This is a genomic window from Leifsonia shinshuensis (assembly GCF_022606355.1).
GTDB classification, from domain to species: domain Bacteria; phylum Actinomycetota; class Actinomycetes; order Actinomycetales; family Microbacteriaceae; genus Leifsonia; species Leifsonia shinshuensis_B.
In genome coordinates, this window is record NZ_JAHHZQ010000002.1 from 264067 (window position 1) to 286350 (window position 22284).

Consider the following 22284-nt stretch of genomic DNA (forward strand, 5'->3'; position numbering starts at 1 on the left):
GTCTCACGCGGCCCGGCCGCGCACCTTCGCGATCGACTCGGTCATCGCGCGGTAGAGCTCGAGCCGGCCGTCCGCCTCCGCGGCGAGCAGCGCCTCCGCCTGCTCGGCGTCCGCTCCGGCGAACCACGACGCGACGGTGACGCCGTGCCCCGGCCTTCGGACGACCTCCACCGCGTCGCCCGCACCGACGGTACCCGGGTGCACGACCGCGAGGTAGGCGCCGACGCGTCCCGCCTCGGTGAAGCGCCGCACCCACTGCGGCTCGCCCATCCTGCGCTGGAAGGTCGCGCACGGCGTCCGCGGGCAGGTGACCTCGACGACGAGGTCGCCACCGATGCGCCAGCGCTCGCCGATCTCCGCGCCGTCGACATCCAGGCCGGCCGTTCGCAGGTTCTCGCCGAACAACCCGGGCGGGATCGGCCGGCCGAGCTGTGCCGCCCAGTAGTCCGCGGCCTCGTCCGCGTACGCGTAGAGCGCCTTGCCGACGCCGCCGTGGTGCTTGCGGTCGGCCTGCACGTCGCCGTAGAGCCCGAGAGCGCGCGCCTTCAGCCGTGGCGTGACCGGCTGCTTGTCGATCGCGGTCACGCCGACGTTGCCGCTGTCGGGTCGCAGCTGGGCGACGCGACAGACGGCGAGGATGCGCGCGGTGCTGTCGTGCGGAGCCATGCCCTCCAGTATGGCAACCGGCCGTCGGAGGCCGCTATCGCACCCTGCCGCGGCTTGCAGGCCTCACGCCGGACGAGGCCGCCGCACGAACGCAGTGACGGCGCCGGCCAGGAGGACGAGGGCCCCGATGACGGTAACGATGAGAGCGAGCCACAGGCCCGTGTAGTCGGGCACGATGCTGCGCTGCGTGTACTGGGTGTAGACGCCCACCGGCAGGGTCATCATCGGGCCGGAGCCCGCCGCCGACCGCCCCGCCGCCTCGATCGCCGCGAACGCCCAGACGACGCCGACGACCGTCACCAGCCCGCCGATCCCGAGCAGCCACACGAGGTACGGGCGGTGAGATCGCATGACAAGACCCTAGACCCCGCCGCCTCCTTTGCCCGGCAGCCAGCTAGCGCACGCCGCGCATCATCCTCAGCACCCAGGGGCTCAGCAGGGCGAGGATGAGACCGATGACCACGGCGACCGCCCCGATCACCCCGAAGTAGACGCCTTCCGTCGCCGGCGAGTACAGCTTGGCCAGCTGGCCGGACATGGCCGTCCCGAGTGCCACGGAGAGGAAGTACAGGGCGACCGTCTGAGCCCGGAACGCGTGCGGCGCCAGCTTGGTCGACGCCGAGAGCCCGACCGGCGAGATCAGCAGCTCGGCGACCGTGAACACCAGAAGGATGCCGACCATCGCGAGCAGAGGCGTGCTGTGCTCGCCGCCGCCCGCCCAGAACAGGAACAGGAAGAACGCCAGGCCCATGATGACCGTGCCCGCCGCGAACTTCAGCGGCGTCGACGGCTGCTTGTCACCCCACTTCGTCCAGATCGCGACGAAGACGCCCGACAGGATGATGATGAAGATCGGGTTGATGGACTGCACCCAGGAGACCGGGAACTCCCAACCGAACAGGTTGCGGTCGAGCCGCTTGTCCGAGTAGATCGTCACGACGGTGAACTGCTGCTGGTACAGCGACCAGAAGGCCGCGTTGGTGATGAACAGCGGGATGAACGCGATGATCCTGCTGCGCTCGTCGCTGTTCAGCAGCCGCGAGCCGAGGATGACGACGAAGTACGCGATCGCCGCGACGATGGTGATGCCGATCACCCAGAGCGCCAGGTTGATCGCGTTGATCACGCCGGTGAGCACGAGGGCGACGATCACGATGATCCAGGCGACCCCGATTGCGATCACCAGCGGATAGCGGCCGGAGGGCAGCGGGTTCGGCACCTCGCGCGCGGCGTCGGGGAGCCGCTTGCGGCCCAGCGAGTACTGGACGAGGCCGATCGCCATTCCGACCGCGGCCAGACCGAAGCCCCAGTGGAAGCCGAGCGTCGACTGCAGCAGCCCGGTGAGCAGCGGTCCGAAGAACGCGCCCAGGTTGATCCCGAGGTAGAAGAGCGAGAAGCCTGCGTCGCGCCGGGAGTCGTGCTCGTCGTAGAGGGTGCCGACGATGCGGGTGGCGTTCGCCTTGAGGCCTCCGCTGCCGACCGCCACGAACAGGAGGCCGACGATGACTCCCGCGTAGCTCGGCAGCAGGGCGAGCGAGATGTGCCCCGCCATGATGACCACGGCGCTCCAGAACAGCACCCGCTCCGACCCGAACAGCCGGTCGGCCAGCCAAGCGCCGAGGATCGTCGACAGGTAGACCGCACCGCCGTAAGCCCCTACTATCCCCGCCGCGGTCGCCTGGTCGACCCCGAGACCGCCCCGCTCCGCGGAGTAGTAGAGGTAGATCAGGAGGATGCCCTGCATCCCGTAGAACGAGAACCGCTCCCACATCTCCACGCCGAAGATGTTGGCGAGCGAGCGCGGCTGCCCGAAGAAGCCCCGATTCGCCTCGACCGTGGTGGTCGTGCCCGCGCCGCGGGTCTGGCCTTCCGGCCCGTTGCTGCTTCCCGTGTCGGTCATGGCGCCCATGCTCCCACCGCGACCCGCCGAGGTGAACACTCCGTTCTACGTCGGCGGGCTCAGGAGCGCGCGGCGAGGTCCTCCAGCACGGCCTCCAGCTGGTCGACGGCCCAGTCGAGGTCGGCCGGTTCGACCACGATCGGCGGCGCGAGCCGGATGGTGGCGCCGTGGGTGTCCTTCGCGAGCACGCCCCGCTCCATCAGCAGCTCGCAGACCTCCCGGCCGGTGGCGAGGGCCGGGTCGATGTCGATTCCGGCCCACAGACCGGCGCCACGCACGCGCAGCACGCCGTGACCGATGAGTCGCTCGAGGTCGGCGCGGAGGCGGCGGCCGAGGAGCTCGGCCCGTTCCTGCGGCTCCCCGGTGGCGAGCAGCGCCACGACCGCGCGGCCCACGGCAGCCGCCAGCGGGTTCCCGCCGAAGGTCGACCCGTGCTCGCCCGGGCGCAGCACACCCAGCACCTCCCGGTTGCCGACCACCGCCGACACCGGCACGATACCGCCGCCGAGCGCTTTGCCGAGGAGGTAGAGGTCGGGCACGACGCCGACCAGGTCGCACGCGAACGTCGAGCCCGTCCTCCCCAGGCCCGACTGGATCTCGTCGGCGATCAGGAGCACACGACGCTCGTCGCACAGCGCCCGCAGCGCCGGCAGGAACTCCGGAGGCGGAACCACGATCCCCGCCTCCCCCTGGATCGGTTCCACCAGCACGGCGACCGTGTCCGCGTCGATCGCCGCGGCGACGGCCTCGGCATCGCCGTACGGCACGGTCCGGAATCCCGGGGTGTACGGGCCGAACCCCTCGCGCGCGTCCGGGTCGTCGGAGAAGCTCACGATGGTCGTGGTGCGGCCGTGGAAGTTCCCGGCCATGACGATGATGTTCGCCCGGCCGTCCGCGACACCCTTCACCCGGTAGCCCCAGGCGCGCGCGACCTTGATGGCGGACTCCACCGCCTCAGCGCCGGTGTTCATCGGCAGCACCAGATCCTTGCCGGCGAGCGCCGCGAGCTCGGTGACGAAGGGGCCGAGCTGGTCGTTGTGGAAGGCGCGACTCGTCAGCGTGATCCGTTCGAGCTGAGCGCGGGCGGCGTCCAGCAGCAGTGGGTTGGAGTGGCCGAAGTTGACGGCGGAGTAGGCGGCGAGGCAGTCCAGATACCTCCGGCCGTCGATGTCGGTGACCCACGCTCCGGTTCCTTCGGCGACGACGACGGGGAGCGGGTGGTAATTGTGCGCCGCGTGCTCGTCCTCGAGCGCGATCGCCTGTGCCTGGCGGTCCGTCGGGGCGGCGCTCGACGGGTGGATCCGGTGGGCGACGGTGTCGGTCATGGTCGTCCTCTCAACGTTTCTGTCTCATCGTGGGGTGCGGCGTCATCGCCGGAGTTCGAGCGTGCAGCACTTGACGCCTCCGCCGCCGAGCAGCAGCTCGGAGAGGTCGACGCCGATGGGTTCGTAGCCGTGATCGCGCAGCTGGCGGGCGAACCCGATGGCACGGGAGGCGATCACCACGTGGTAGCCGTCGGAGAACGCGTTGAGGCCGAGCACGGCGGCGTCGGCGTCGTCGACGAGGATCGCGTCCGGGTACCGATCGGCGAGGAGGGCGCGACTGTCCGCGTCGAACGCGCGCGGTAGGTACGCGATGTGCTCCCGTCCGGGAGCGTCGTCCAGCACCGCGAGCGCGGTGTCCAAGTGGTAGAAGCTGGGATCGACGAGGCGCAGCGTGAGCACCTCCCGCCCGAAGACGCCGGCCAGCTCACGATGGCTGGCGTCGCTGCTGCGGAATCCGGTTCCGGCCAGGATCGTCTCGCCGACCAGGAGGAAGTCGCCCTCGCCCTCGTTGACCTCGTGCGGCGCCACGACCTCGAAGCCCGCAACGCGAAGCCACTCGCGGTAGGCGGGTCCTTCCGGCTGTCGTTCCGGGTAGGCGAAGCTCGCGCCGTAGGCGACGTTGCCGATCACGAATCCGCCGTTGGCCGCGTAGACCATGTCGGGGAGGCCGGCGAGCGGCTCGATGAGCTGCACGTCGAAGCCGAGTGCGACGTACCGGCGGTGCAGCTCGTCCCACTGCCGCATCGCGAGGGGCGTGTCCGTCGGGAGACCGGGATTCATCCACGGGTTGATCCGGTACACCACGTCGAAGTGCTCTGGCGGGCACATCAGGACCGACCGCGCCCGGGGAGTGCGCAACGGGCGGACGGCGCGGGCGCGCTCCTCCTCGTCGGTGATGGACATGACGACAGTGTCACACACGATTGTCGGCGATTGGCTGCGTCTGCACGCACGAAATCGCCGCCCATGATGCCTTCGCGCACGGTTCTTGCAAACCCGGGGCGCTGTGTGCTGAAGGGCCGGCCCCCGCGCGCATCCTTTGCGCACGGGCGCACGATCCTCGCGTAATCTTCCCCTTCGCGCAACGATCCACCGTATGCTTGCGCCGTGGACAACCTCGATCGCAGCATCCTCGACCTGCTCCGCCAGAACGCGCGCGCCGGCTACGGCGACATCGGCGGCGTCGTCGGCCTGTCGGCCTCGGCGGTCAAGCGCCGCGTCGACAAGCTGGTCGCCGACGGGGTGATCCGCGGCTTCACCATCCAGGTCGACCCCGCGATCGACGGCATGAGCACGGAGGCCTATGTCGAGCTGTTCTGCCGGGGGACGGTCTCGCCCGAAGAGCTGCTGCGCATCCTCTCCGCGGTTCCCGAGGTCGTGGACGCCGGCACCGTCACGGGCAGCGCCGACGCGATCGTCCACATCCGCTCCCGCGACATCCCGAGTCTGGAGGCCGCACTCGAGAAGGTGCGGCTGGCGCCCAACGTCGACCACACCCGGAGCGCGATCGTGCTCTCGCGACTCATCAACCGCGGCAACAACTGACGATCCCGGGCCCCGTCGACGCCGTCGCACGGCCTCCGGCGTCGCGCCGACTCCGGACCGCGATAGAGCAAACCTGACGGTCGTTCTGCGAGAACATTCAGCAGACGCTCAGTGAGCGAGGCCGTGATCCGAGCGCGGACACGGCGATCAGTGGCACGATGGGCGCATGAAGCTCCTCGTTGTCGAAGACGATCCGGACATGGGAGGCCTCGTCGAGCGCGGCCTGGCTGCTGAGGGTTACGACGTCACTCTGGTCACCAACGGCGTCGACGCCCTCATCGCCCTGCGCGGCGACGCGTTCTCCGCCGCCGCGATCGATGTGATGCTGCCCGGCATGAGCGGCTTCGAGCTGTGCCGTCACATCCGCGAGGCCGACAACTCGATGCCGATCCTCCTCCTCACGGCGCGCGACGCGATCGAGGACCGCGTGCACGGCCTCGACTCGGGCGCAGACGACTACCTGACCAAACCGTTCGCGTTCGCCGAGCTGGCCGCCCGGGTCCGCGCGCTGCTGCGCCGCGAGCCCAGCGGCATGCGCCCCCAGGTGAGCGTCGGCCGGCTGACGATCGACTCGCACGAGCACCAGGCGCTCGTCTCAGGACACGAGATGCCGCTGAGCCGCCGGGAGTTCACGCTGCTGCGGCTCTTCGCCACGAACCCCGACAAGACACTGTCGCGCTCCGACATCCTCGAGTCGGTCTGGGGCACCACGGACAACATCGGGACCAACGTCATCGACCAGTACGTCTCGTACCTCCGCAAGAAGCTCGACCTCGCCGGCGCCGGTCTGTCGATCGTCACCGAGCGCGGCCGCGGGTACCGGCTCGACGCGAAGAACGCGCTCGACGCGAAGCAGCCGTCGGCGGAGGCTCCGGCGCCGTGACCTGGTTGCGGCGCCTGTCGATCACCGCGCGCATCACGATCGGCAGCCTCGTCGTCGCCACCCTCTTCGGCCTCGTCGCCGTCGTCGTGATCCGGGTCGGAGTGGCCTCCATCCTCCACAACGCGACCAATACCCTGCTGACCAACGACGTGACCGCGCCCGCGGCGTCCGTGGAGGCGAAACCGGCCGGTCCGTTCGACCTGCCGGGCGGCGGCCAGGAGCTGGCCGTCGTCGACGCCAACGGCGACATCCTCGCCTCGACGCTTCCGGAGTCGCTGGAGGATCGGATCCCCCGGCTCCTCGCGCTCGGCCCCTACCCGTCGACGTTCTCGGTCAACGGCAACACCTACGACGTGCTGGTGCGCAGCGTGGCGACGACGGCGGGCGAGATGCACGTGATCGCGGCCCGCAACGACGAGACGACGTCCCTGATCCTCGACCGGCTCACGCTCGCCCTGCTGGTGGGGGCGCTGGTGCTGATCCTCGGTTTCGGCGCTGCGTCGTGGTTGCTGGCGCGCACGGCGTTGCGCCCGGTGAGCAGGATGCGCGAACAGGCCGACCGCATCGCCGGCGGCGAGCGCAGCGGCTCGGGAGACGATCGGGAGGGGCTGCTCACGGTCGGCCCCGCCCAGGACGAGCTCTCCGAACTGGCGACGACGCTGAACGACCTGATCAGGAGGCTGCGTGCCTCGGCGGATCGCGAGCGGCAGATGGTGTCGGACGCCAGCCACGAGCTCCGCACGCCGTTGGCGGTGCTGCGCGGGCAGCTCGAACTCGCCGAGCTCGACGCCGGCGACGCGGACGCGTTGCTCGACGACATCCGCTCGTCGCATTCGACGGCACTGCGACTCGGTCAGCTGGCCAACAACCTCCTGGAGCTGTCCCGCATCGAGGCGGGCCCATCGAGCGGCCGCATCGACTGGCGCACGCTCGTCGACGAGCTCACCGACGCCATCGACCGCGCCCGCCTGCTGGTGAGCAGCGATGAGGACGCCCGCCCGATCTCGGTCGACTTCGACTACGACCCCAAGAGCCGCCCGGACCCGGCGTCCCGGGTCGCCCTCTCGCCGACGGACTTCGGGCGCATCCTCGACAACCTCCTGGGCAACGCCATCACCGCGATCCGCGGCCAGAAGGCGGGTGCGGGCCCGGAGGACGTGGTGAGCGCGACCCTCCACGTCGAGACCCGCTCGGTGGTGTTGACGGTGCACGACTCGGGCCCGGGAATGCCGGAGGACTTCATCCCGGTCGCTCTGGACCGTTTCACGCGCGCCGACGGTGCCCGCACGTCGACGTCGGGAGGCAGCGGCGGGCTCGGTCTGGCGATCGTCGCGGCGCTGGCGGGCGCCGCGGGAGGCTCTGTGCAGCTCGCGAACGCGCCGAGCGGCGGCCTCGTGGTCAGCGTGCGGCTGCCGCTCGTGCGAGTGTAGGCACCCGCTGCAGCACTGTCGCGCGATCCGTCGCGGGCGCGGCTGGCGCGACGCCGTCGCGTCCCGGCCGGCGGCACCCGCTGCAGGTGCGGTCTCCTCAGTGCCCGGTGTGGTCGGAGTCGACGCCCGCGTCGGGGCCCTGGTCGAGCCCGTCGAGCGTTGCGAGGTCGTCGGCGTCGAGTTCGAAGTCGAAGACCGCGAGGTTCTCGGCCATCCGCTGAGGGTTGCGCGACTTGGGGATCGCGACGAGCCCGTTCTGCACGTGCCAGCGCAGCACGATCTGGCCGGGGGTGCGCCCGTGCTTGTCGGCGAGGGAAGCGAGGACGGGCGACGCGAGCAGGTCGCCCGAGCCGCCGATCGGGCTCCACGACTCGGTCACGATTCCGTGGGCGGCGCCGTACGCACGCTGTTCGAGCCGCGGGATGGCGGGGCTGAGCTCGATCTGGTTGATCGCCGGCGTCACTCCCGTCTCGGCGATGAGCCGGTCGATGTGGGCCGGCTTGAAGTTGGAGACGCCGATCGCCCGCGCTCTGCCGCTCTGCTGCAGCGCGATGAAGGTCTGCCAGGTGGAGACGTACTGGTCGCGCGCGGGCAGCGGCCAGTGGATGAGCAACAGGTCGACGTAGTCGAGCCCGAGCCGCTGCAAGCTGGCGTCGAGTCCGGCGATCGCACGGTCGTCGCCCTGGTATCCGCCGTCCAGTTTGGTGGTCACGAACCAGTCTTCACGTGCGATCCCGCTGGCCTGCAGGCCGCGGCCCACGCCGGTCTCGTTGCCGTACTTGGCCGCAGTGTCGACGTGCCGGTACCCGATCTCGGCCGCCGCGACGATCGCACGCTCGACCTCCGCGTCGTCGAGGGGCCAGGTGCCGAGACCGAGCTGAGGGATGGTGGTTCCGGAGTTCAGTGCGATCGCGGGCACGGCCGTGGAGAGGGACGGATTCTCGGTCATGCGTCTCAGCGTACGCCCGGGTAAGGTGGCGCTCGTCGGAAGGAGCGTCATGACCGTCATCCCACCCGTCCCGTCCGATCCGGACGAGATCGCCCTCGCGGTGGAGGCCGCGATCGAGAGCGAGGACCTCGCCGGGCTGCGTCGCCTGGCGGACGCCGGCAGCACCGACGCTGAGGACGCCCTCGTCGAGCTCGCGGCCGAACGCGGCGATCTCGAGGAGCTCCGCCGCCTCGCCGCCGCCGGCAATACGGACGCCGCAGACGAGCTCCTCGAGCTGGAGGAGGAAGAGGAGTAGCCCGCTACCGGCGCCGGGCCTTCAGATCACCCCCTCCGACAGCCGCGTCGGGTTGCCGAAGCGGTGGTTGGTGATCGAGATCGCCTGCTCGTGGACGAACGGCAGCACCTCGATCCGGCCGGACGGGGTGACGGCGCCGCTGTAGACCGCGACGTCCGGGGTCCCGCCGAGCGCTGCCGCGAGTGCGGCGGGGTCGCCGCCGATGAGGCGGATGCGGTGGGCGGTGATGCGGCGTCCGCGCACCCGGGAGAGCCAGTGCGCGTCGGTCTCGACCACGACCTCCACCTCTCTTGCCTTGAGCACCTGCAGTGTCGCGCGCGGGAGGGCGATGCTCGTGCTCACCGTGAACGGCGAGCGAGCGACCGTGCCCGCAGCGAGCACCCGGAGCAGCTCCGGCAGCCCGCTGCCCTCCGACAGCCGGATCGCCACGGGGACGGGCCGGTACCGGAAGACGTTGCGCTCGACCCCGAGTCCCGAGACGTCTTTCGCCTGGTGGTACTCGGTGGCGACGGCGATCGCATCGCTGAGGGCGGACCGCCGCACGAGATCGAATGCGGGGTAGTCCATGGCGGACTGTCCCGACTCGATGAGCTCCGTCACCCGCGGTTCCAGGCCCCGCAGGTGCAGGCTGGAACTCGAGGCGCCCGTCTCCGCCTCCCACGAGCCCAGCCCGATGAGGTAGTTGGGCCCGCCGGCCTTGGCGCCGGCTCCGACGGAGGATCGCTTCCAGCCGCCGAACGGTTGACGTCGCACGATGGCCCCGGTGATTCCGCGGTTCACGTAGAGGTTGCCGGCCTCCACGGTGTCCAGCCACTGCGCCAGCTCCTCGGAGTCGAGGGAGTGCAGGCCGGCCGTGAGGCCGTACTCGATCGCGTTCTGGTACCGGATCGCGTCATCCAGCGTGCGCGCCGTCATGATGCCGAGCACCGGACCGAAGAACTCGGTGAGGTGGAAGTACGACCCCGGCTGCACGCCCGTGCGGATGCCCGGCGACCAGAGCCGGCCGCTGTCGTCGAGCGGCTGGGGGCGGACGAGCCACTCTTCGTCGGCACCCAGCGTGGTGAGCGCGTGCAGGAGCTTGCCGGAGGCCGGCTCGATCAGGGGACCCATCTGAGTGACCGGATCGTTCGGGTAGCCGACGCGCAGGCTCTTCGTCGCATCCACGAGCTGATTGCGGAATCGCTCGGACCGCGCGACCGACCCGACCAGGATGACCAGGCTCGCCGCCGAGCATTTCTGACCGGCGTGGCCGAAGGCGCTCTTCACGATGTCGGCGACGGCGAGGTCGTAGTCCGCGCTCGGCGTCACGATGATCGCGTTCTTGCCGCTGGTCTCTGCGAGCAGGGGGAGGTCGGGCCGCCACGAACGGAACAGCTTCGCCGTCTCGTAGGAGCCCGTGAGGATGACCCTGTCGACGCGCGGATCGGAGACCAGCTGCTGCCCGAGCTCGTTCTCGGCGACGTCGATGAGCGCCAGGATCTCCTGCGGGATGCCGGCCTCCCACAGGGCCTCGACCATGACCGCTGCCGCGCGCCGCGCCTGCGGCGCCGGCTTGATGATCACCCCGCTGCCCGCGGCGAGCGCGGCCAGCACTCCCCCGGCCGGGATGGCGACCGGGAAGTTCCAGGGCGGCGTGATGACGGTCAGCGCCGACGGCACGAACCGCGCTCCCTGCACCACGTCGAGCTCACGGGCGAGCGAGGCGTAGTAGTGGGCGAAGTCGACCGCCTCGCTCACCTCCGGGTCCGCTTCGGCGATGGTCTTGCCGGTCTCCGCCGCCATGACCTCGATGAGCCGATCACGGTTGGCCTCGAGAGCGTGGCCGGCCCGGTCGAGCATCGCGCCGCGTTCGGCGCCGCTGCGTGCTCCCCATGCCAGTCCTGACGCGCGCACCGCGGCGATGATGCGGTCGAGGTGCCCGGCGTCGATCACCTGGGCGTCCGCGATGGTCCTCGCTCCGAGCTCGCTCGACACCGATCGAGCCAGGATGCGGCGGCCCCACGCGCGATTCGCCGCAAGTGATGGGTCGGTGTCCGCCGTGTTGTGGAACCCCGTCGCCGTCCCAGCCGGCGCACCCGGAGCACCCGACGCACCCGACGCGGAACCGGGCGCCGCCCCAGGAGGCGCCGCCGCCTCCGTCGGCGGCTCGAGCAGCCCGCCGCCCGACCCGCGGCTGAGCCCGAGCACCACGCTCGTCAGCCCCTCAGCCGCTGCCGGTTCGGCCTCGACTGCGGGCGGCCGGAGGAACGACTCAGCGGTCTCCTGCTCCCACTCGCGCGTGCGGTCCTGCCTGCGGTTGGGCAGGGGCGCGGCACCGTACGGCAACGGGTCCGCCTCGAGGTCGGCGACCGACGCCAGGAACCGGTTCCGCTCCCGATCGAAGAGCGCGGGGTCGGAATCGAGCTCGAAGACCGCCGACATGAAGTTCTCGTGACTGGCGTTCTCTTCGAGCCGACGGATGAGGTAGGAGATCGCGACGTCGAACTCGCCGGGGTCGACGACGGGCGTGTAGAGCAAGAGCCCGCCGACGGTGCGCTTGACGGCCTCCGCCTGCGCGGTCGCCATGCCGAGCAGCATCTCGAAGTCGATGCGGTCGGTCACTCCACGACGCGAGGCGAGCAGCCACGCGTACGCGACGTCGAACAGGTTGTGCCCGGCGACACCGATCTTCACCGCGTCGGTGTGCTCGGGTGTGAGCGCCCAGTCGAGCACGCGCTTGTAGTCGGCGTCGGTCGCCTGCTTGCTGTCGTAGGTGGCGAGCGGCCAGTCGTGCAATGCCGCATCGACGCGCTCCATCGCGAGATTGGCGCCCTTGACCACGCGGACCTTGATGGCGGCTCCGCCCTGGATGCGGCGCTGCGTCGCCCACTCCGTCAATCGCTGGAGGGCGTCCAGCGCGTCGGGCAGATACGCCTGCAGCACGATTCCGGCCTCGAGGCCGAGCAGCCGCGGGCGGCTCAGGATGCGTTCGAAGACCGCGATCGTGAGATCGAGGTCGCGATACTCCTCCATGTCGAGGTTGATGAACTTGGGTGCCGGCGACGACGCCGCGAACTCGTAGAGCGGGACGAGTCGCTCGACGACCCGATCGACGGTCTCGTCGAACGACCACATCGAGAGCTGCGATGCGATCGATGAGACCTTGATCGAGACGTAGTCGACGTCGTCTCTGGTGAGCAGGGCGCGCGTGCCGTCGAGACGCCGCGCGGCCTCCGTCTCGCCGAGCACGGCCTCCCCGAGCAGGTTGAGGTTGAGCCGTGCCCCGTGGCCGGCGGGGTCGCGGGGGGCGCGCAGGTGAGCGATGGCCGGGCCGAGCTTCTGCGGAGTGGCGTCGACCACGAGGTGGCCGACCATGGCGCGCAGCACGCGCCGCGCGATCGGGATGACCACCCAGGGCAGGACGGGCCCGAAGACGCCGCCGAGCCAGATCGCCGCACGCATGTACCACGGCAGCAATCGCGGGATCTTCTTGGCGACGCGCTGGAGGTTGTATCCGGCCACGAAGAGGTCTTGAGGGCGGGCGACGCCGTCGACGAATCCCACCGCGAAGTCGAGGCCGTCGGGGTCGCGCAGCACGCCGGCGAGGCGCTCGGCGGCAGGATCGCGGCGCGCCTCCGCGCCGTCACCGCTCCCGGCACCGCTCCCGCTTTCGGCCAGCCAGCGCCGAACGAGCTCGACCGCCTCCTGGGCCAGCGCCGCGGGCCGCACCTCGTCCGTGTGTTCAACCATGTCCACGACTGTATTCCTCGCTCCTGAGGCGACGCGGGACCACTCCCGATCGGTGGAGAAGTCACAGCCGACGACGCCTGTGGATACATTCTCGATGGGCGCTACTATCAGCAAAAGCGAACGTTTCCGAACGATATCGTTCACCTCAATCGAATGGTCACCGTGCTCGACATCCGCAAGCTGCGCCTGCTTCACGAACTGAGGATCCGCGGCACGGTCACCGCGGTCGCGGCAGCCCTCTCGTACAGTCCCTCGTCCGTCTCGCAGCAGCTCGCCGCGCTCGAACGGGAGACCGGCGTCGTCCTCCTGGTCAAGTCGGGGCGGCGCCTGCAGTTCACCCCGCAGGGCGAGCTCCTCGCGCTGCGGGCCGCAGAGCTCATGGATGCGCTCGACGCCGCCGAGTCCGCCGTCGCCGGTTCCGGCGCCACCGTCTCCGGCGTCGTCCGGGTCGCGGTGTTCCAGTCCGCTGCTCACGCGATCCTGCCCGCCGCCATCGACGCCCTCGCGCGCGACTACCCCGCGCTGCGGGTGGAGGTCACTGAGCGCGAACCCGAGCAGGGCCTCTTCGAAGTGTCCGCGCGCGACTTCGACCTGGCGGTCGCCGAACAGTACCCGGGCAGCACCCGGCCCCTGCGTTCAGACCTCGACCGGGCGGAGCTCGCCGCCGACAGCATCCATCTGGCGGTCTCGACCGACGCGAACGCCCGCATCCGTGCTGCCGACCTGTCGAGCGCCGCCGGTCTCCCGTGGGTGCTCGAACCCGTCGGCACGGTGTCGCGCACCTGGGCCGTTCAGCTGTGCCGTGCCGCGGGTTTCGAGCCCGATGTCCGTTTCGAGACCGCCGATCTGGTCACCCATATCCGGCTCATCGCGTCGGGCAACGCCGTCGGGTTGCTCCCCGGTCTGGTCTGGGCCGGCGGCCGCCCCGATGTCGAGCTCCTCCCGCTTCCCGGAACCCCGCGCCGCACGATCTTCACGTCCGCCCGACGCGCGGCGGCGACGAGCCCCGGAGTGGTCGCGGTGCGCGCCGCGCTCACCGCGGCGGTGCCCGCCGACCACGCCCGCCACCCCCGAACCCGTACCGTAGGCTCTGACGCATGACCGACCCCGCAGCCTCCTCCGCCGCGTCCCACGATGTCGTGATCGTCGGCGGCGGGCACAACGGCCTCACCGCTGCCGCCTACCTCGCCCAGGCCGGACGCAGCGTCATCCTGCTCGAACGCCTCGACGACGTCGGCGGAGCGGCGGTCAGCACCCAGGCCTTCCCCGGCGTCGAGGCGCGGCTTTCGCGCTACTCGTATCTGGTCAGCCTCCTCCCGCAGCGGATCATCGACGAGCTCGGTCTCGACATCCGCCTGGCCCGACGGCGCTACTCCTCTTACACGCCGGTCCCCGGCGACCCGGACGGCGCGGGGCTCCTGATCGACAACACCGATCCCGAGGCGACGGCCGCCTCGTTCGCACGTATCGGGGCCGCAAGCGACGCAGAGGGGTTCACCCGCTTCTACGAGTCGACGGGCGCCGTCGCCCGTGCGCTCTGGCCGACCGTCACGGAGCCCCTGCTCACGCGCACGGAGGCCAAGGCGCTCGTCGGTGACGACGAGCTGTGGGATGCCCTCATCGAACGCCCGATCGGCGCCTTCATCGAGTCGCGCCTCAGCGACGACCTCGTGCGCGGCGTCGCGGCGACCGACGCCCTCATCGGCACCTTCGCCAGCGTCTCGGACCCCGACCTCGCGCAGAACCGCTGCTTCCTCTATCACGTGATCGGTCAGGGCACCGGGGAGTGGGACGTCCCGGTGGGCGGCATGGGCTCGGTCACCGGCGAGCTCGCCCGCGTCGCCCGCGAGGCCGGCGCCCGCATCGTCACCGGTGCAGAGGTCACGTCGATCCGGCCCGACGGCTCTGTGGCGTACACCCGCAACGGGCACGAGCGCCGAGTGGAGGGGCGGCACGTCCTCGTCAACGTCGCGCCAGACGTCCTCGACGCACTGCTCGGGGAGCCCGCCGACCCGCCGCGACCGGGCGCGGAGGGCGCGCAGGTCAAGGTCAACCTGCTGCTGAAGCGGCTGCCGCGCCTGCGCGACGCCTCGATCGATCCGGCCGCCGCGTTCGGCGGGACGTTCCACATCAACGAGACCTACACGCAGCTGGAGGCCGCCCACGACGGCATGCTGCGCGGAGTGATGCCCGAGCTCCTCCCGTGCGAGATCTACTGCCACACGCTCGCCGACCCCAGCATCCTCGACCCCGATCTCGCCGAGAGCGGCGCCCAGACCATCACCGTCTTCGGCCTCCACACACCCGACCGGTGGCTGACCGACGACAACAACGACGCGACGAGGCAGCGCCTGCAGGATGCCGTGCTCGCGTCGCTGAACTCGGTCCTCGCCGAGCCGGTGGAGAGCCTCTTGCTCACCGATGGGGAGGGCAACCCCTGCATCGAGACGAAGACCACCCGCGACCTCGAGCACGCGCTCAACATGCCGGGCGGCAACATCTTCCACGGCCCGCTCTCGTGGCCCTTCGCCGAGGACGACGACGCGCTCGGCACCCCCGCCGAGCGGTGGGGCGTCGCCACGCGCCACGCGCGCATCCTGCTGTGCGGCTCTGGCGCCCGGCGCGGCGGTGCGGTGAGCGGACTCGGCGGGCACAACGCCGCGATGGCGGTCCTGGAGGATTGAGAGGACTCGCACGCGACACCCAGGCACGGCCCACTGCCTTAATCGAACCGGTGTGACTATGGTGAGGTTCAGGAGGGGCTCTTCAGGGAGGTCACCATGCTGCCGCAGCCGACGGGACGACTGGTTCGCAAGGAAGACGGGGTCTATGTGGTCCTCGACCGCATCTTCAAGGCTCCGATCGAGGAGGTGTGGTCGTACTTCACGAGATCGCCGCGACTCGCGCAGTGGATCGGCGAGTACACCGGCACCGGGTCGACCGGTGCGGTCAAGTTCCGCATGAACGCGGAAGGAGACGGCGCAGAGTGGCAGAACGTGGCGGTCATGCTCTGCGAGTCACCGCACCGCCTCCACGTCGACGTCGGCAAGGCTCCCGATTCCCTCGTGATGTTCGTCCATCTGACCGAGGCGAGCGGCCACACCACCGTCACGTTCGGGCAGCGGCTGCGTTCGGTCGCCGGCTCCGCCGACTACTGCGTGGGCTGGGACTACTACCTCGATCGGCTCGTCGCCGCCCACGATGGCAAGGCGATGCCGAACTGGGACGACTACTACCCGTCGATGCGCGACCACTACCAGACGCTGTGCCGTGACCTCGACCACGACCTCCGGCTCGAGCACGCCACAGCGCAGCGGGACGGCACGACCGGCTGAGCGCGCGAACGATCGCCGCAGCGGTCGGCGGTCAGTGCCAGCGGTGGTCCTGGAGGGCGACGCGCGGCCCGCGGCGCTGGAACCGGAAGCCGCTCGCGAGGATCAGCCGCACCACACGCTGACGGTTGCCCCGCCACGGCTCGAGCAGTTCGAGCATCCCGTCGTCGTCGACGCGCGACCCGGTGAGGGCCTCCCCGACCTGGTGGGCGAGGTGGTAGTCGCCGACGCTGACCAGATCCGGGTGGCCGTGCGAACGCTGCAGCGTCTCGGCCGCCGTCCACTGTCCGACGCCGGGGACGGTTCGCATCGCCGTCTCGGCGTCGTCGAGGGCGGCCGCGGTCCCGATCGCCCGTTCGAGTGAGGGCGCGACGGCGAGCACGGCCTGGATCGTGCGGGCGCGGCGCGGGTCGACGCCGGCCCTGTGCCAGTCCCACGAGGGGATGCCCCGCCACTGCTGGAGTGTCGGCACCACGCGCATGCCTTCCGGGGCCGGCCCCGGCGCGGGTTCGCCGTACCAGCGCAGCAGGCGCGCCCACGAGCGGTACGCCTCCAGGCTGGTCACTCGCTGTTCGACGATCGCCGGGATGAGCGCCTCCAGGACGAGGCCGGTGCGCGTGAGACGCAACCCGGGGTTGCGATGCAGGCTGTCTCGCAGGAGCGGATGCGATCGCACGTCGAGGCCCGACCAGTCGTCACCCTTGCCGAGCAGGCCGGGAACGGCGTCGATCGCCCAGTGCGCCCCGGCACCCCAGGCGACGGCTCGGACACTGCCGTCGGCCGAAGCGCGGAGGATCCGCAGCGTCGCCGCCCCTTCGGGCGTGCGCCAGGTGCGCCACATCCCCTGCAGGTCCCACGAGGTGGTCGGGTCGTACGGGCCGCGACCGAGCTGGCCGATCGTCCCCGCGAGGTCGAGAGCGCCCGCCGGGCGGTAGACCGTCTCCACCGCGCGCCCGGAGTGCGCGTCGACGGGGAGCAGAGCGGTCATGAACGGCATGCTACGTCACACGGCTGACCGGCGGGCGGACAGGAGCGGCCGAGTGTCGGTGGTCTCCCCTACGTTCTCCCCATGGGAATCGAAATCCAAGCCGATGCCCTCGCGCGCCTGCGCGAGCGCGTTCAGGGAACCGTCTACCTCCGCGGCGACGAGGGGCTCGCCGCCGAAGTCGCCTGCTTCAATCCGGCCATCCGGCACGATCCTGACGTCGTGGTCGCCGTCGCAGACGAAAGCGATGTCGCCGAGGCCGTGCGCTTCGCGCGCGAGCACGACCTCCCGGTGCGCGTGCAGGCCACCGGGCACGGGTCGGAGTCGCCGATCGCAGGAGGGCTCATCGTCTCCACGCGGGCGCTCGACTCGATCGTCGTCGATGCTCCCGCACGCCTCGTCCGGCTCGGCGCCGGCGTTCGGTGGGCACCCGTCATCGAGCAGACGGCCCAGTACGGGCTCGCCCCGATCACCGGGTCCTCCACGAGCGTCGGGGCCGTCGGCTACACCCTCGGCGGCGGTCTCGGGCCGCTGGCCCGCACGCACGGCTTCAGCGCCGACTGGGTCCGTGGCTTCCGGGTGGTCACCGCCCAGGGCGACATCGTCACCGCCGATGCCGACTCGCACTCCGAACTCTTCTGGGCCCTGCGAGGAGGCAAGGGCGGCTTGGCGATCGTCACCGAGATGACGCTCGAGCTGGTCCCGCTCACCACGCTGTACGCCGGCAGCGTCTTCTTCGAGGGCGACGCCATCGAGCCGGCGTTCCGCGCCTGGGTCGACTGGGCTGCCGGTCTGGGCGAGGAGGCCACGACGTCCGTCGTGCTCCTGCGGATCCCCGATGTCGACGGGCCGCCTCCGCCCCTGCGCGGGCGCACGGTCCTCAGCGTGCGATTCGCCTACCCGGGCGACAGTGCGACGGGCGAGCGCCTCTTCGCTCCGATCCGGGAGGCCGCCCCCGTCTTCCTCGACGCCGTGGCCGAGATCCCGACGACCGCGGTCGCGAGCATCCACAACGACCCGGAGCAGGGATCGCCGTCGTGGATCCGGGGGTTCATGCTCGACGACTTCGACGCCGCCGACGGAGACACGCTCCTGGAGGTCGCCGGCCCGCGCGTCGACAGCCCGTTCCTCGCGCTCGAGATCCGGCAGCTGGGAGGCGCCGCCCGCCGCGACACCCCAGACGGCACCGCGGTCGGCGGGCGCGACAGCGGTTACACGCTGAGTGCGATCGCCGCCGATCCCACGACGTTCGACAGCGCCGCACCGGCTGCGGCCGAAGCGCTCTCACGCGCGCTGAAGCACCGCGTCTCCGCCGTCACCAACGTCAACTGGGCGTCCGACCTCAGCGACCCGTCGACCTTCGAGAGCGCGTGGCCGGCCCCTGTGTACGCCCGGCTCACCGAGGTGCGTGCCTCCTACGACCCCGATCGCGTGTTCGCGTTCGGGCCGAGCTGAGCCGCGCGCCGCTCTCCGCGAGCGGGCGTCGTCACTCGCTCCAGACGCTCGGGGCCTCCGCGCGCGTGGAGGGGAGTGCGGCGTCCGCTCCCCACTCCAGCAGCCATTCCGGAACGGTCATGTCGGTCGGGGTCGGTCCGACCGCGTCGAGCAGCTCGGCGATCGAGACCACACCGCCTGACCGCTTCAGGAAGCGCCCGCGGATGAAGGCCTGGGTGTAGATCTCACCATCGACGGTGAACCGCTGCTCCACATAGACGGCCTTCTCGTCGAAACCGAGGATGCGCGACTCAACGACGAACGGCTGCCAGAGCTCCAGCGACTTGCGGAACGAAATGGTCTCCGACGCGACGACGGGATACCAGCCGCGCTTCTCGAAGATCGCCCAGACCCCGTTCCGGCGGAGCAGGTCGAACCGTCCGATGTCCGCGATCGACAGGTAGACCCCGTTGTTCATGTGCTTGAGGATGTCGAGGTCGGTCGGCAGCACCCGGAAGCGGGTCCGTGCCACGTCCCAGTGATCGAGCCGCGGGCCGAACCGGGAGAGGAACGCGTGGAGCATCGTCCGGAAGATCATGTGCACGCGGTCATGTTAGTGATCCGTCAACGCGACCTCATCTTCATTGTCGACGGCCTCCAAGCCCGCTAGGGTTCTTCGAGGGGGAAATCGTGTCGTTTCGAACAAACCACGGCCGTCGTCGGCTGTCGGACCATTCAGCACGCGCGCGGAGGGGCTGGGCGGCGCTCGTCGCCGCTGTGACCGTGGCTTCGCTGCTCACCGGCTGCGCACTCTTCGGCGGAGGCGCGAAACCGACCGCGTCATCGACCCACACCAAGACCCCCAAGCCGACGAGCACGCCGCTGGGCCAGAGCAGGAGCCTCGCGACGGTCACCCCCGTGCCCACGAGCACACCGGTCCCTGCGGCGACGCTGACTCCGGTGCCGCAGGGCACGGTCGTCGCGGAGGGCAACGTGGCGTCGCCCCTGGGCAGCATCCACTTCCATTACCGCATCGTCTCCAACGGCAACAACACGTACTCCGCCCAGTACACGAACTTCACGTCGACCGTCCCGGTGCCGGTGTCCGTCACCCTCATCGAGGTCGCGCCGAACGTGGGCGACGGGCTCACGTACCACGGCGTCGGCGATCACCTGCTCGGCGGCCCGACATCGGCGGCGCAATCGTCGACGGGGCTGATCGGTGACAGCCAGCCCTCCTACCTGGCCGCGCTGGTGACCTATTCGTCGGCCGCCTCCTTCGACGGCGTGCCCCAGGAGCTCGGCCCCAACAAGGTCCTCGCCGTCAACACGGTCCACTGGTCGGTGCCGGTCCGGCAGTCGAACGTCCACCCGGTGGACGGCGGAGCCCGCACAAACGCGGCGGGAAGCGTCACGGCGAAGACCGCGAGCGGGGCACCCAAGAGCTACGAGGTCGCGCAGGGTGACACGACGACCGCCGTCGCCGATCGTTTCGGCATCCCGGTCGAGTGGCTCCTGTGGCTCAACCCCGACCTCCCCGGCGACGGCGGCAACCAGTTCCTGTACGCGTCGACGAAGCTGAACCTCGATCCCGACAGCCTCTGACCCGCCCCGCGTGCCGGTTCACCGCGGCAGCGGGACCTCCAGGATGCTCGGCCCGGGAGGCGGCGCCGAGAGCGCCTGATCCAGCTCGCCCTTCGTGCGGGCCACGCTGTGCTCCCACCCGTAGGCTCGCGCGAGCGCGGCCAGGTCCACCGATTGCGGCGTGTACAGCACTCGGTCGAATGCGTCGGCGGGAGCGGTCGCCGCGACTTCGAGGCCGTCGAAGATCGTGCCGCCGCCGTCGTTGCCGACGACGACCTGCAAGTGCGGCCGCTCTTCGCCCGGCGCGCCGAGCAGCGCGCCGACATCGTGCAGCAATGCCAGGTCTCCGAGCAGCACGCGGGTGACGCCCGACGCTCCGCCCTCCGCTCGTGCCGCCGCCGCGCTGGCGAGCGCGATCCCCGTCGCGGTCGCGATCGTTCCGTCGATTCCAGCGAGCCCGCGGTTGGAGTGGACCACGACCTTCTTGCCGGGGACCAGCCGGTCGGCGTCGCGGATCAGCCGAGAGGCGCCGAGCACCAGGCGGTCATGAGGCCAGGTGTATCGCCACATCGCCTCGGCGAGCAGCGGACGCGTGATCGGTGCCCGCACGGCCGCCAGTTCTGCGCGCGCGAACGCGAGGGCGTCGGACGGCGCGTACGAGCGCGCCTTCTGCACGTCGGGGGCGGTGGCGGCCGGATCGGCGGAGCGCTCTGCCTCCTCGGTGAGCCTGCGGCTCGCGAACACCCAGCTGCCCACCCACGCGCGGACCTCCGGGCTCCGGAGGTCGACCGTCGCCGGAGCGCCCGCTCCCCCGACGACGCGGGCACGATGACCGGGGTTGTACGCCTCGGCACCGGTCGGGGCGACGACGATCACCTCGACGTCCGCGCGCTGCAGCAGTGAGGGGACCTCCCTGCTGAGCGTGGGATGTCCGAACACGATGGCCCGTTCGATGCGGCCGCCGAAGTCGTCCTCCCGGAGGAGGTCCCGGTACGCGACCACCAGTTCCGGCCCGAAGCGCGAGCCGCTCGACACCTCGGCGAGCAGCGGATACCCGCCGGCGCGCGCGAGGTCGGCCGCGGCGGCACCGGCGTCGGCGCCGGCGATGACCACGGTCAGTGGACCGTCCTCGAGCTCGATGACCGGTCGGCCCAGGGCGTCAGGTCCGGCGGTCGCGGGGAGTTCTCCGCGCTCGAGGCCGGCGAGGCGTGGAACGGCCACCGAGAGCGGTTCGCGGAACGCGACGTTGAGGTGCACGGGGCCGGGGTCGGCGGTCGCGGCTCCGACAGCCTCCTCCACCGCCGCGTGCGCGATCGACCGGGCTGCGTCCTGTTCGTCTGCGGCGCCGACCGGAGCGGGGATGTCACGCGTGGATCGCACCGCGGTCCCGTACAGCCCGTCCTGCCGAGTGGTCTGGTTGGACCGGATGCCGCGCAGCTCGGCGGGGCGGTCGGCGGTGACCACGATCATCGGAACGCCAGCCTCGTGGGCCTCCAGCACGGCGGGGTGGAGGTTGGCGGTCGCCGTTCCGCTGGTAGTGACGATGACCGTCGGTGCTCCGGTCTCCCGGGTGAGCCCGAGCGCCAGGAACCCGCCGACCCGCTCGTCGATGCGGACGTGGAGCCGCGCCGCGCCGGAGCGCTCCAGCTCGGCCGCGGCGAGCGCAAGAGCCTGCGAACGGGAGCCGGGGCTCACCACGAGGTCGACGACGCCGGCCTCCACGAAGCCCGCCAGCAGGGCGAGCGCATAGTCGGTCGCTGGGCTGTCGACGCGCGGCAGTCGACCGGCTGTGCCGGCTTCGAGGTCCGCGGGCTCTTCCGAGACCCGCGGGTCACCCATCCCGTCGGCCGGCCTGGTCGTCTGGACCGTTGTCGTCGAGCTCGGCGAGCTCCTTCTCGAGCCGCTTGATGCGCTCTTCCTGGTCGTGGTCGACCCGGAGCTTGCCGAGGAACTCCGGGTCGTCGTCCGGAGCGCTGACGCGTCGCGCCGACTCGGCTCTGGCGCGCCGGCCGCGGCCGACGAGGAACCAGAGGACCCCGCCGATGATCGGGAACAGGATGATGATGAGGAGCCACACGGGCTTGGGTAGGCCACGCACCCGGGAACGGTCGAAGAGGGCGCAGTCTGCCACCGAATAGATGTAGAAAACCGCGGCTGCGACGCCGAGGACTATCCAGAGGCGAACCATGGCTACATCGTAACTCTCAGAGAGCGTGCCTAAGCTGGG

At 70.9% G+C, this 22284-nt stretch carries 20 protein-coding genes; 9 read left to right on the forward strand and 11 right to left on the reverse strand.

Features of this window, described 5'->3' with window-relative positions; genetic code table 11:
- Positions 1-3 precede the first annotated feature (3 nt).
- The 5 genes from KNO15_RS08050 to ddaH all read right to left on the reverse strand — a co-directional run bounded on the left by KNO15_RS08050 (position 4) and on the right by ddaH (position 4794).
- Complete coding sequence (locus KNO15_RS08050; protein WP_241702950.1) at positions 4-666, reverse strand: MOSC domain-containing protein; 663 nt, start codon at positions 664-666, stop codon at positions 4-6.
- Between the two features lie 63 nt (positions 667-729).
- Positions 730-1017 carry a hypothetical protein gene (locus KNO15_RS08055; RefSeq protein ID WP_241702951.1) on the reverse strand — a complete coding sequence of 96 codons (288 nt, stop codon included), beginning with the start codon at positions 1015-1017 and terminating at the stop codon, positions 730-732.
- Positions 1018-1060: 43 nt separating this feature from the next.
- Positions 1061-2566, reverse strand: coding sequence for a peptide MFS transporter (locus KNO15_RS08060; protein ID WP_278046496.1), 1506 nt, complete (start codon positions 2564-2566; stop codon positions 1061-1063).
- A 59-nt stretch (positions 2567-2625) separates the two neighbouring features.
- Complete coding sequence (rocD, locus tag KNO15_RS08065; RefSeq protein ID WP_241702952.1) at positions 2626-3891, reverse strand: ornithine--oxo-acid transaminase; 1266 nt, start codon at positions 3889-3891, stop codon at positions 2626-2628.
- A gap of 42 nt (positions 3892-3933) precedes the next feature.
- Entirely contained in the window at positions 3934-4794 is an 861-nt protein-coding gene (gene ddaH / locus KNO15_RS08070; RefSeq protein ID WP_241702954.1) for a dimethylargininase, read from the reverse strand.
- Between the two features lie 204 nt (positions 4795-4998).
- Between ddaH and KNO15_RS08075 the strand changes: the two genes are divergently transcribed.
- The 3 genes from KNO15_RS08075 (at position 4999) to KNO15_RS08085 (ending at position 7749) form a co-directional block, all read left to right on the forward strand.
- Positions 4999-5436: an Lrp/AsnC family transcriptional regulator gene (locus KNO15_RS08075; RefSeq protein WP_055921605.1), complete on the forward strand. Its 438-nt coding sequence runs from the start codon at positions 4999-5001 to the stop codon at positions 5434-5436.
- A 166-nt stretch (positions 5437-5602) separates the two neighbouring features.
- The gene (locus KNO15_RS08080; RefSeq protein ID WP_241702956.1) at positions 5603-6319 is read left to right on the forward strand and encodes a response regulator transcription factor; all 717 of its coding nucleotides are present in this window, start codon (positions 5603-5605) and stop codon (positions 6317-6319) included.
- Complete coding sequence (locus tag KNO15_RS08085; RefSeq protein WP_241702957.1) at positions 6316-7749, forward strand: sensor histidine kinase; 1434 nt, start codon at positions 6316-6318, stop codon at positions 7747-7749. The genes KNO15_RS08080 and KNO15_RS08085 overlap by 4 nt, the downstream gene beginning before the upstream one ends.
- Before the next feature lie 97 nt (positions 7750-7846).
- Here the strand turns inward: KNO15_RS08085 and KNO15_RS08090 are convergent, their stop codons facing one another.
- Entirely contained in the window at positions 7847-8698 is an 852-nt protein-coding gene (locus KNO15_RS08090) for an aldo/keto reductase (protein WP_241702959.1), read from the reverse strand.
- Positions 8699-8747: 49 nt separating this feature from the next.
- Between KNO15_RS08090 and KNO15_RS08095 the strand changes: the two genes are divergently transcribed.
- Positions 8748-8993 (forward strand): hypothetical protein, encoded by a 246-nt coding sequence (locus tag KNO15_RS08095; RefSeq protein WP_241702961.1) that lies wholly within the window; start codon positions 8748-8750, stop codon positions 8991-8993.
- Positions 8994-9014: 21 nt separating this feature from the next.
- Here KNO15_RS08095 and KNO15_RS08100 read toward each other — a convergent pair whose 3' ends face one another.
- Positions 9015-12722: a proline dehydrogenase family protein gene (locus tag KNO15_RS08100; RefSeq protein ID WP_241702962.1), complete on the reverse strand. Its 3708-nt coding sequence runs from the start codon at positions 12720-12722 to the stop codon at positions 9015-9017.
- Positions 12723-12884: 162 nt separating this feature from the next.
- Between KNO15_RS08100 and KNO15_RS08105 the strand changes: the two genes are divergently transcribed.
- From KNO15_RS08105 to KNO15_RS08115, 3 genes are all read left to right on the forward strand, one after another.
- Positions 12885-13823, forward strand: a complete 939-nt coding sequence (locus KNO15_RS08105; RefSeq protein WP_241703889.1) for a LysR family transcriptional regulator — start codon at positions 12885-12887, stop codon at positions 13821-13823.
- Positions 13820-15406 carry a phytoene desaturase family protein gene (locus KNO15_RS08110; protein ID WP_241702964.1) on the forward strand — a complete coding sequence of 529 codons (1587 nt, stop codon included), beginning with the start codon at positions 13820-13822 and terminating at the stop codon, positions 15404-15406. The genes KNO15_RS08105 and KNO15_RS08110 overlap by 4 nt, the downstream gene beginning before the upstream one ends.
- A gap of 96 nt (positions 15407-15502) precedes the next feature.
- Positions 15503-16057 (forward strand): SRPBCC domain-containing protein, encoded by a 555-nt coding sequence (locus KNO15_RS08115; protein ID WP_241702966.1) that lies wholly within the window; start codon positions 15503-15505, stop codon positions 16055-16057.
- A 31-nt stretch (positions 16058-16088) separates the two neighbouring features.
- Here KNO15_RS08115 and KNO15_RS08120 read toward each other — a convergent pair whose 3' ends face one another.
- Positions 16089-17042, reverse strand: coding sequence for a DNA-3-methyladenine glycosylase family protein (locus tag KNO15_RS08120; RefSeq protein ID WP_241702968.1), 954 nt, complete (start codon positions 17040-17042; stop codon positions 16089-16091).
- A gap of 81 nt (positions 17043-17123) precedes the next feature.
- Here KNO15_RS08120 and KNO15_RS08125 point away from each other — a divergent pair, with 81 nt between their 5' ends.
- Positions 17124-18494 carry an FAD-binding oxidoreductase gene (locus tag KNO15_RS08125; RefSeq protein ID WP_241702969.1) on the forward strand — a complete coding sequence of 457 codons (1371 nt, stop codon included), beginning with the start codon at positions 17124-17126 and terminating at the stop codon, positions 18492-18494.
- A 31-nt stretch (positions 18495-18525) separates the two neighbouring features.
- Here the strand turns inward: KNO15_RS08125 and KNO15_RS08130 are convergent, their stop codons facing one another.
- Positions 18526-19071: an acyl-CoA thioesterase gene (locus KNO15_RS08130; protein WP_241703890.1), complete on the reverse strand. Its 546-nt coding sequence runs from the start codon at positions 19069-19071 to the stop codon at positions 18526-18528.
- 92 nt (positions 19072-19163) lie between these two features.
- Between KNO15_RS08130 and KNO15_RS08135 the strand changes: the two genes are divergently transcribed.
- Positions 19164-20078: a LysM peptidoglycan-binding domain-containing protein gene (locus KNO15_RS08135; protein WP_241702971.1), complete on the forward strand. Its 915-nt coding sequence runs from the start codon at positions 19164-19166 to the stop codon at positions 20076-20078.
- Positions 20079-20096: 18 nt separating this feature from the next.
- Here the strand turns inward: KNO15_RS08135 and menD are convergent, their stop codons facing one another.
- Together menD and KNO15_RS08145 are read right to left on the reverse strand one after the other, a co-directional pair.
- Entirely contained in the window at positions 20097-21896 is a 1800-nt protein-coding gene (gene menD / locus KNO15_RS08140) for a 2-succinyl-5-enolpyruvyl-6-hydroxy-3-cyclohexene-1-carboxylic-acid synthase (RefSeq protein ID WP_241702973.1), read from the reverse strand.
- The gene (locus KNO15_RS08145; protein WP_241702974.1) at positions 21889-22245 is read right to left on the reverse strand and encodes a PLDc N-terminal domain-containing protein; all 357 of its coding nucleotides are present in this window, start codon (positions 22243-22245) and stop codon (positions 21889-21891) included. Before KNO15_RS08145 ends, menD begins: the two co-directional genes overlap by 8 nt.
- Positions 22246-22284: the final 39 nt, after the last annotated feature.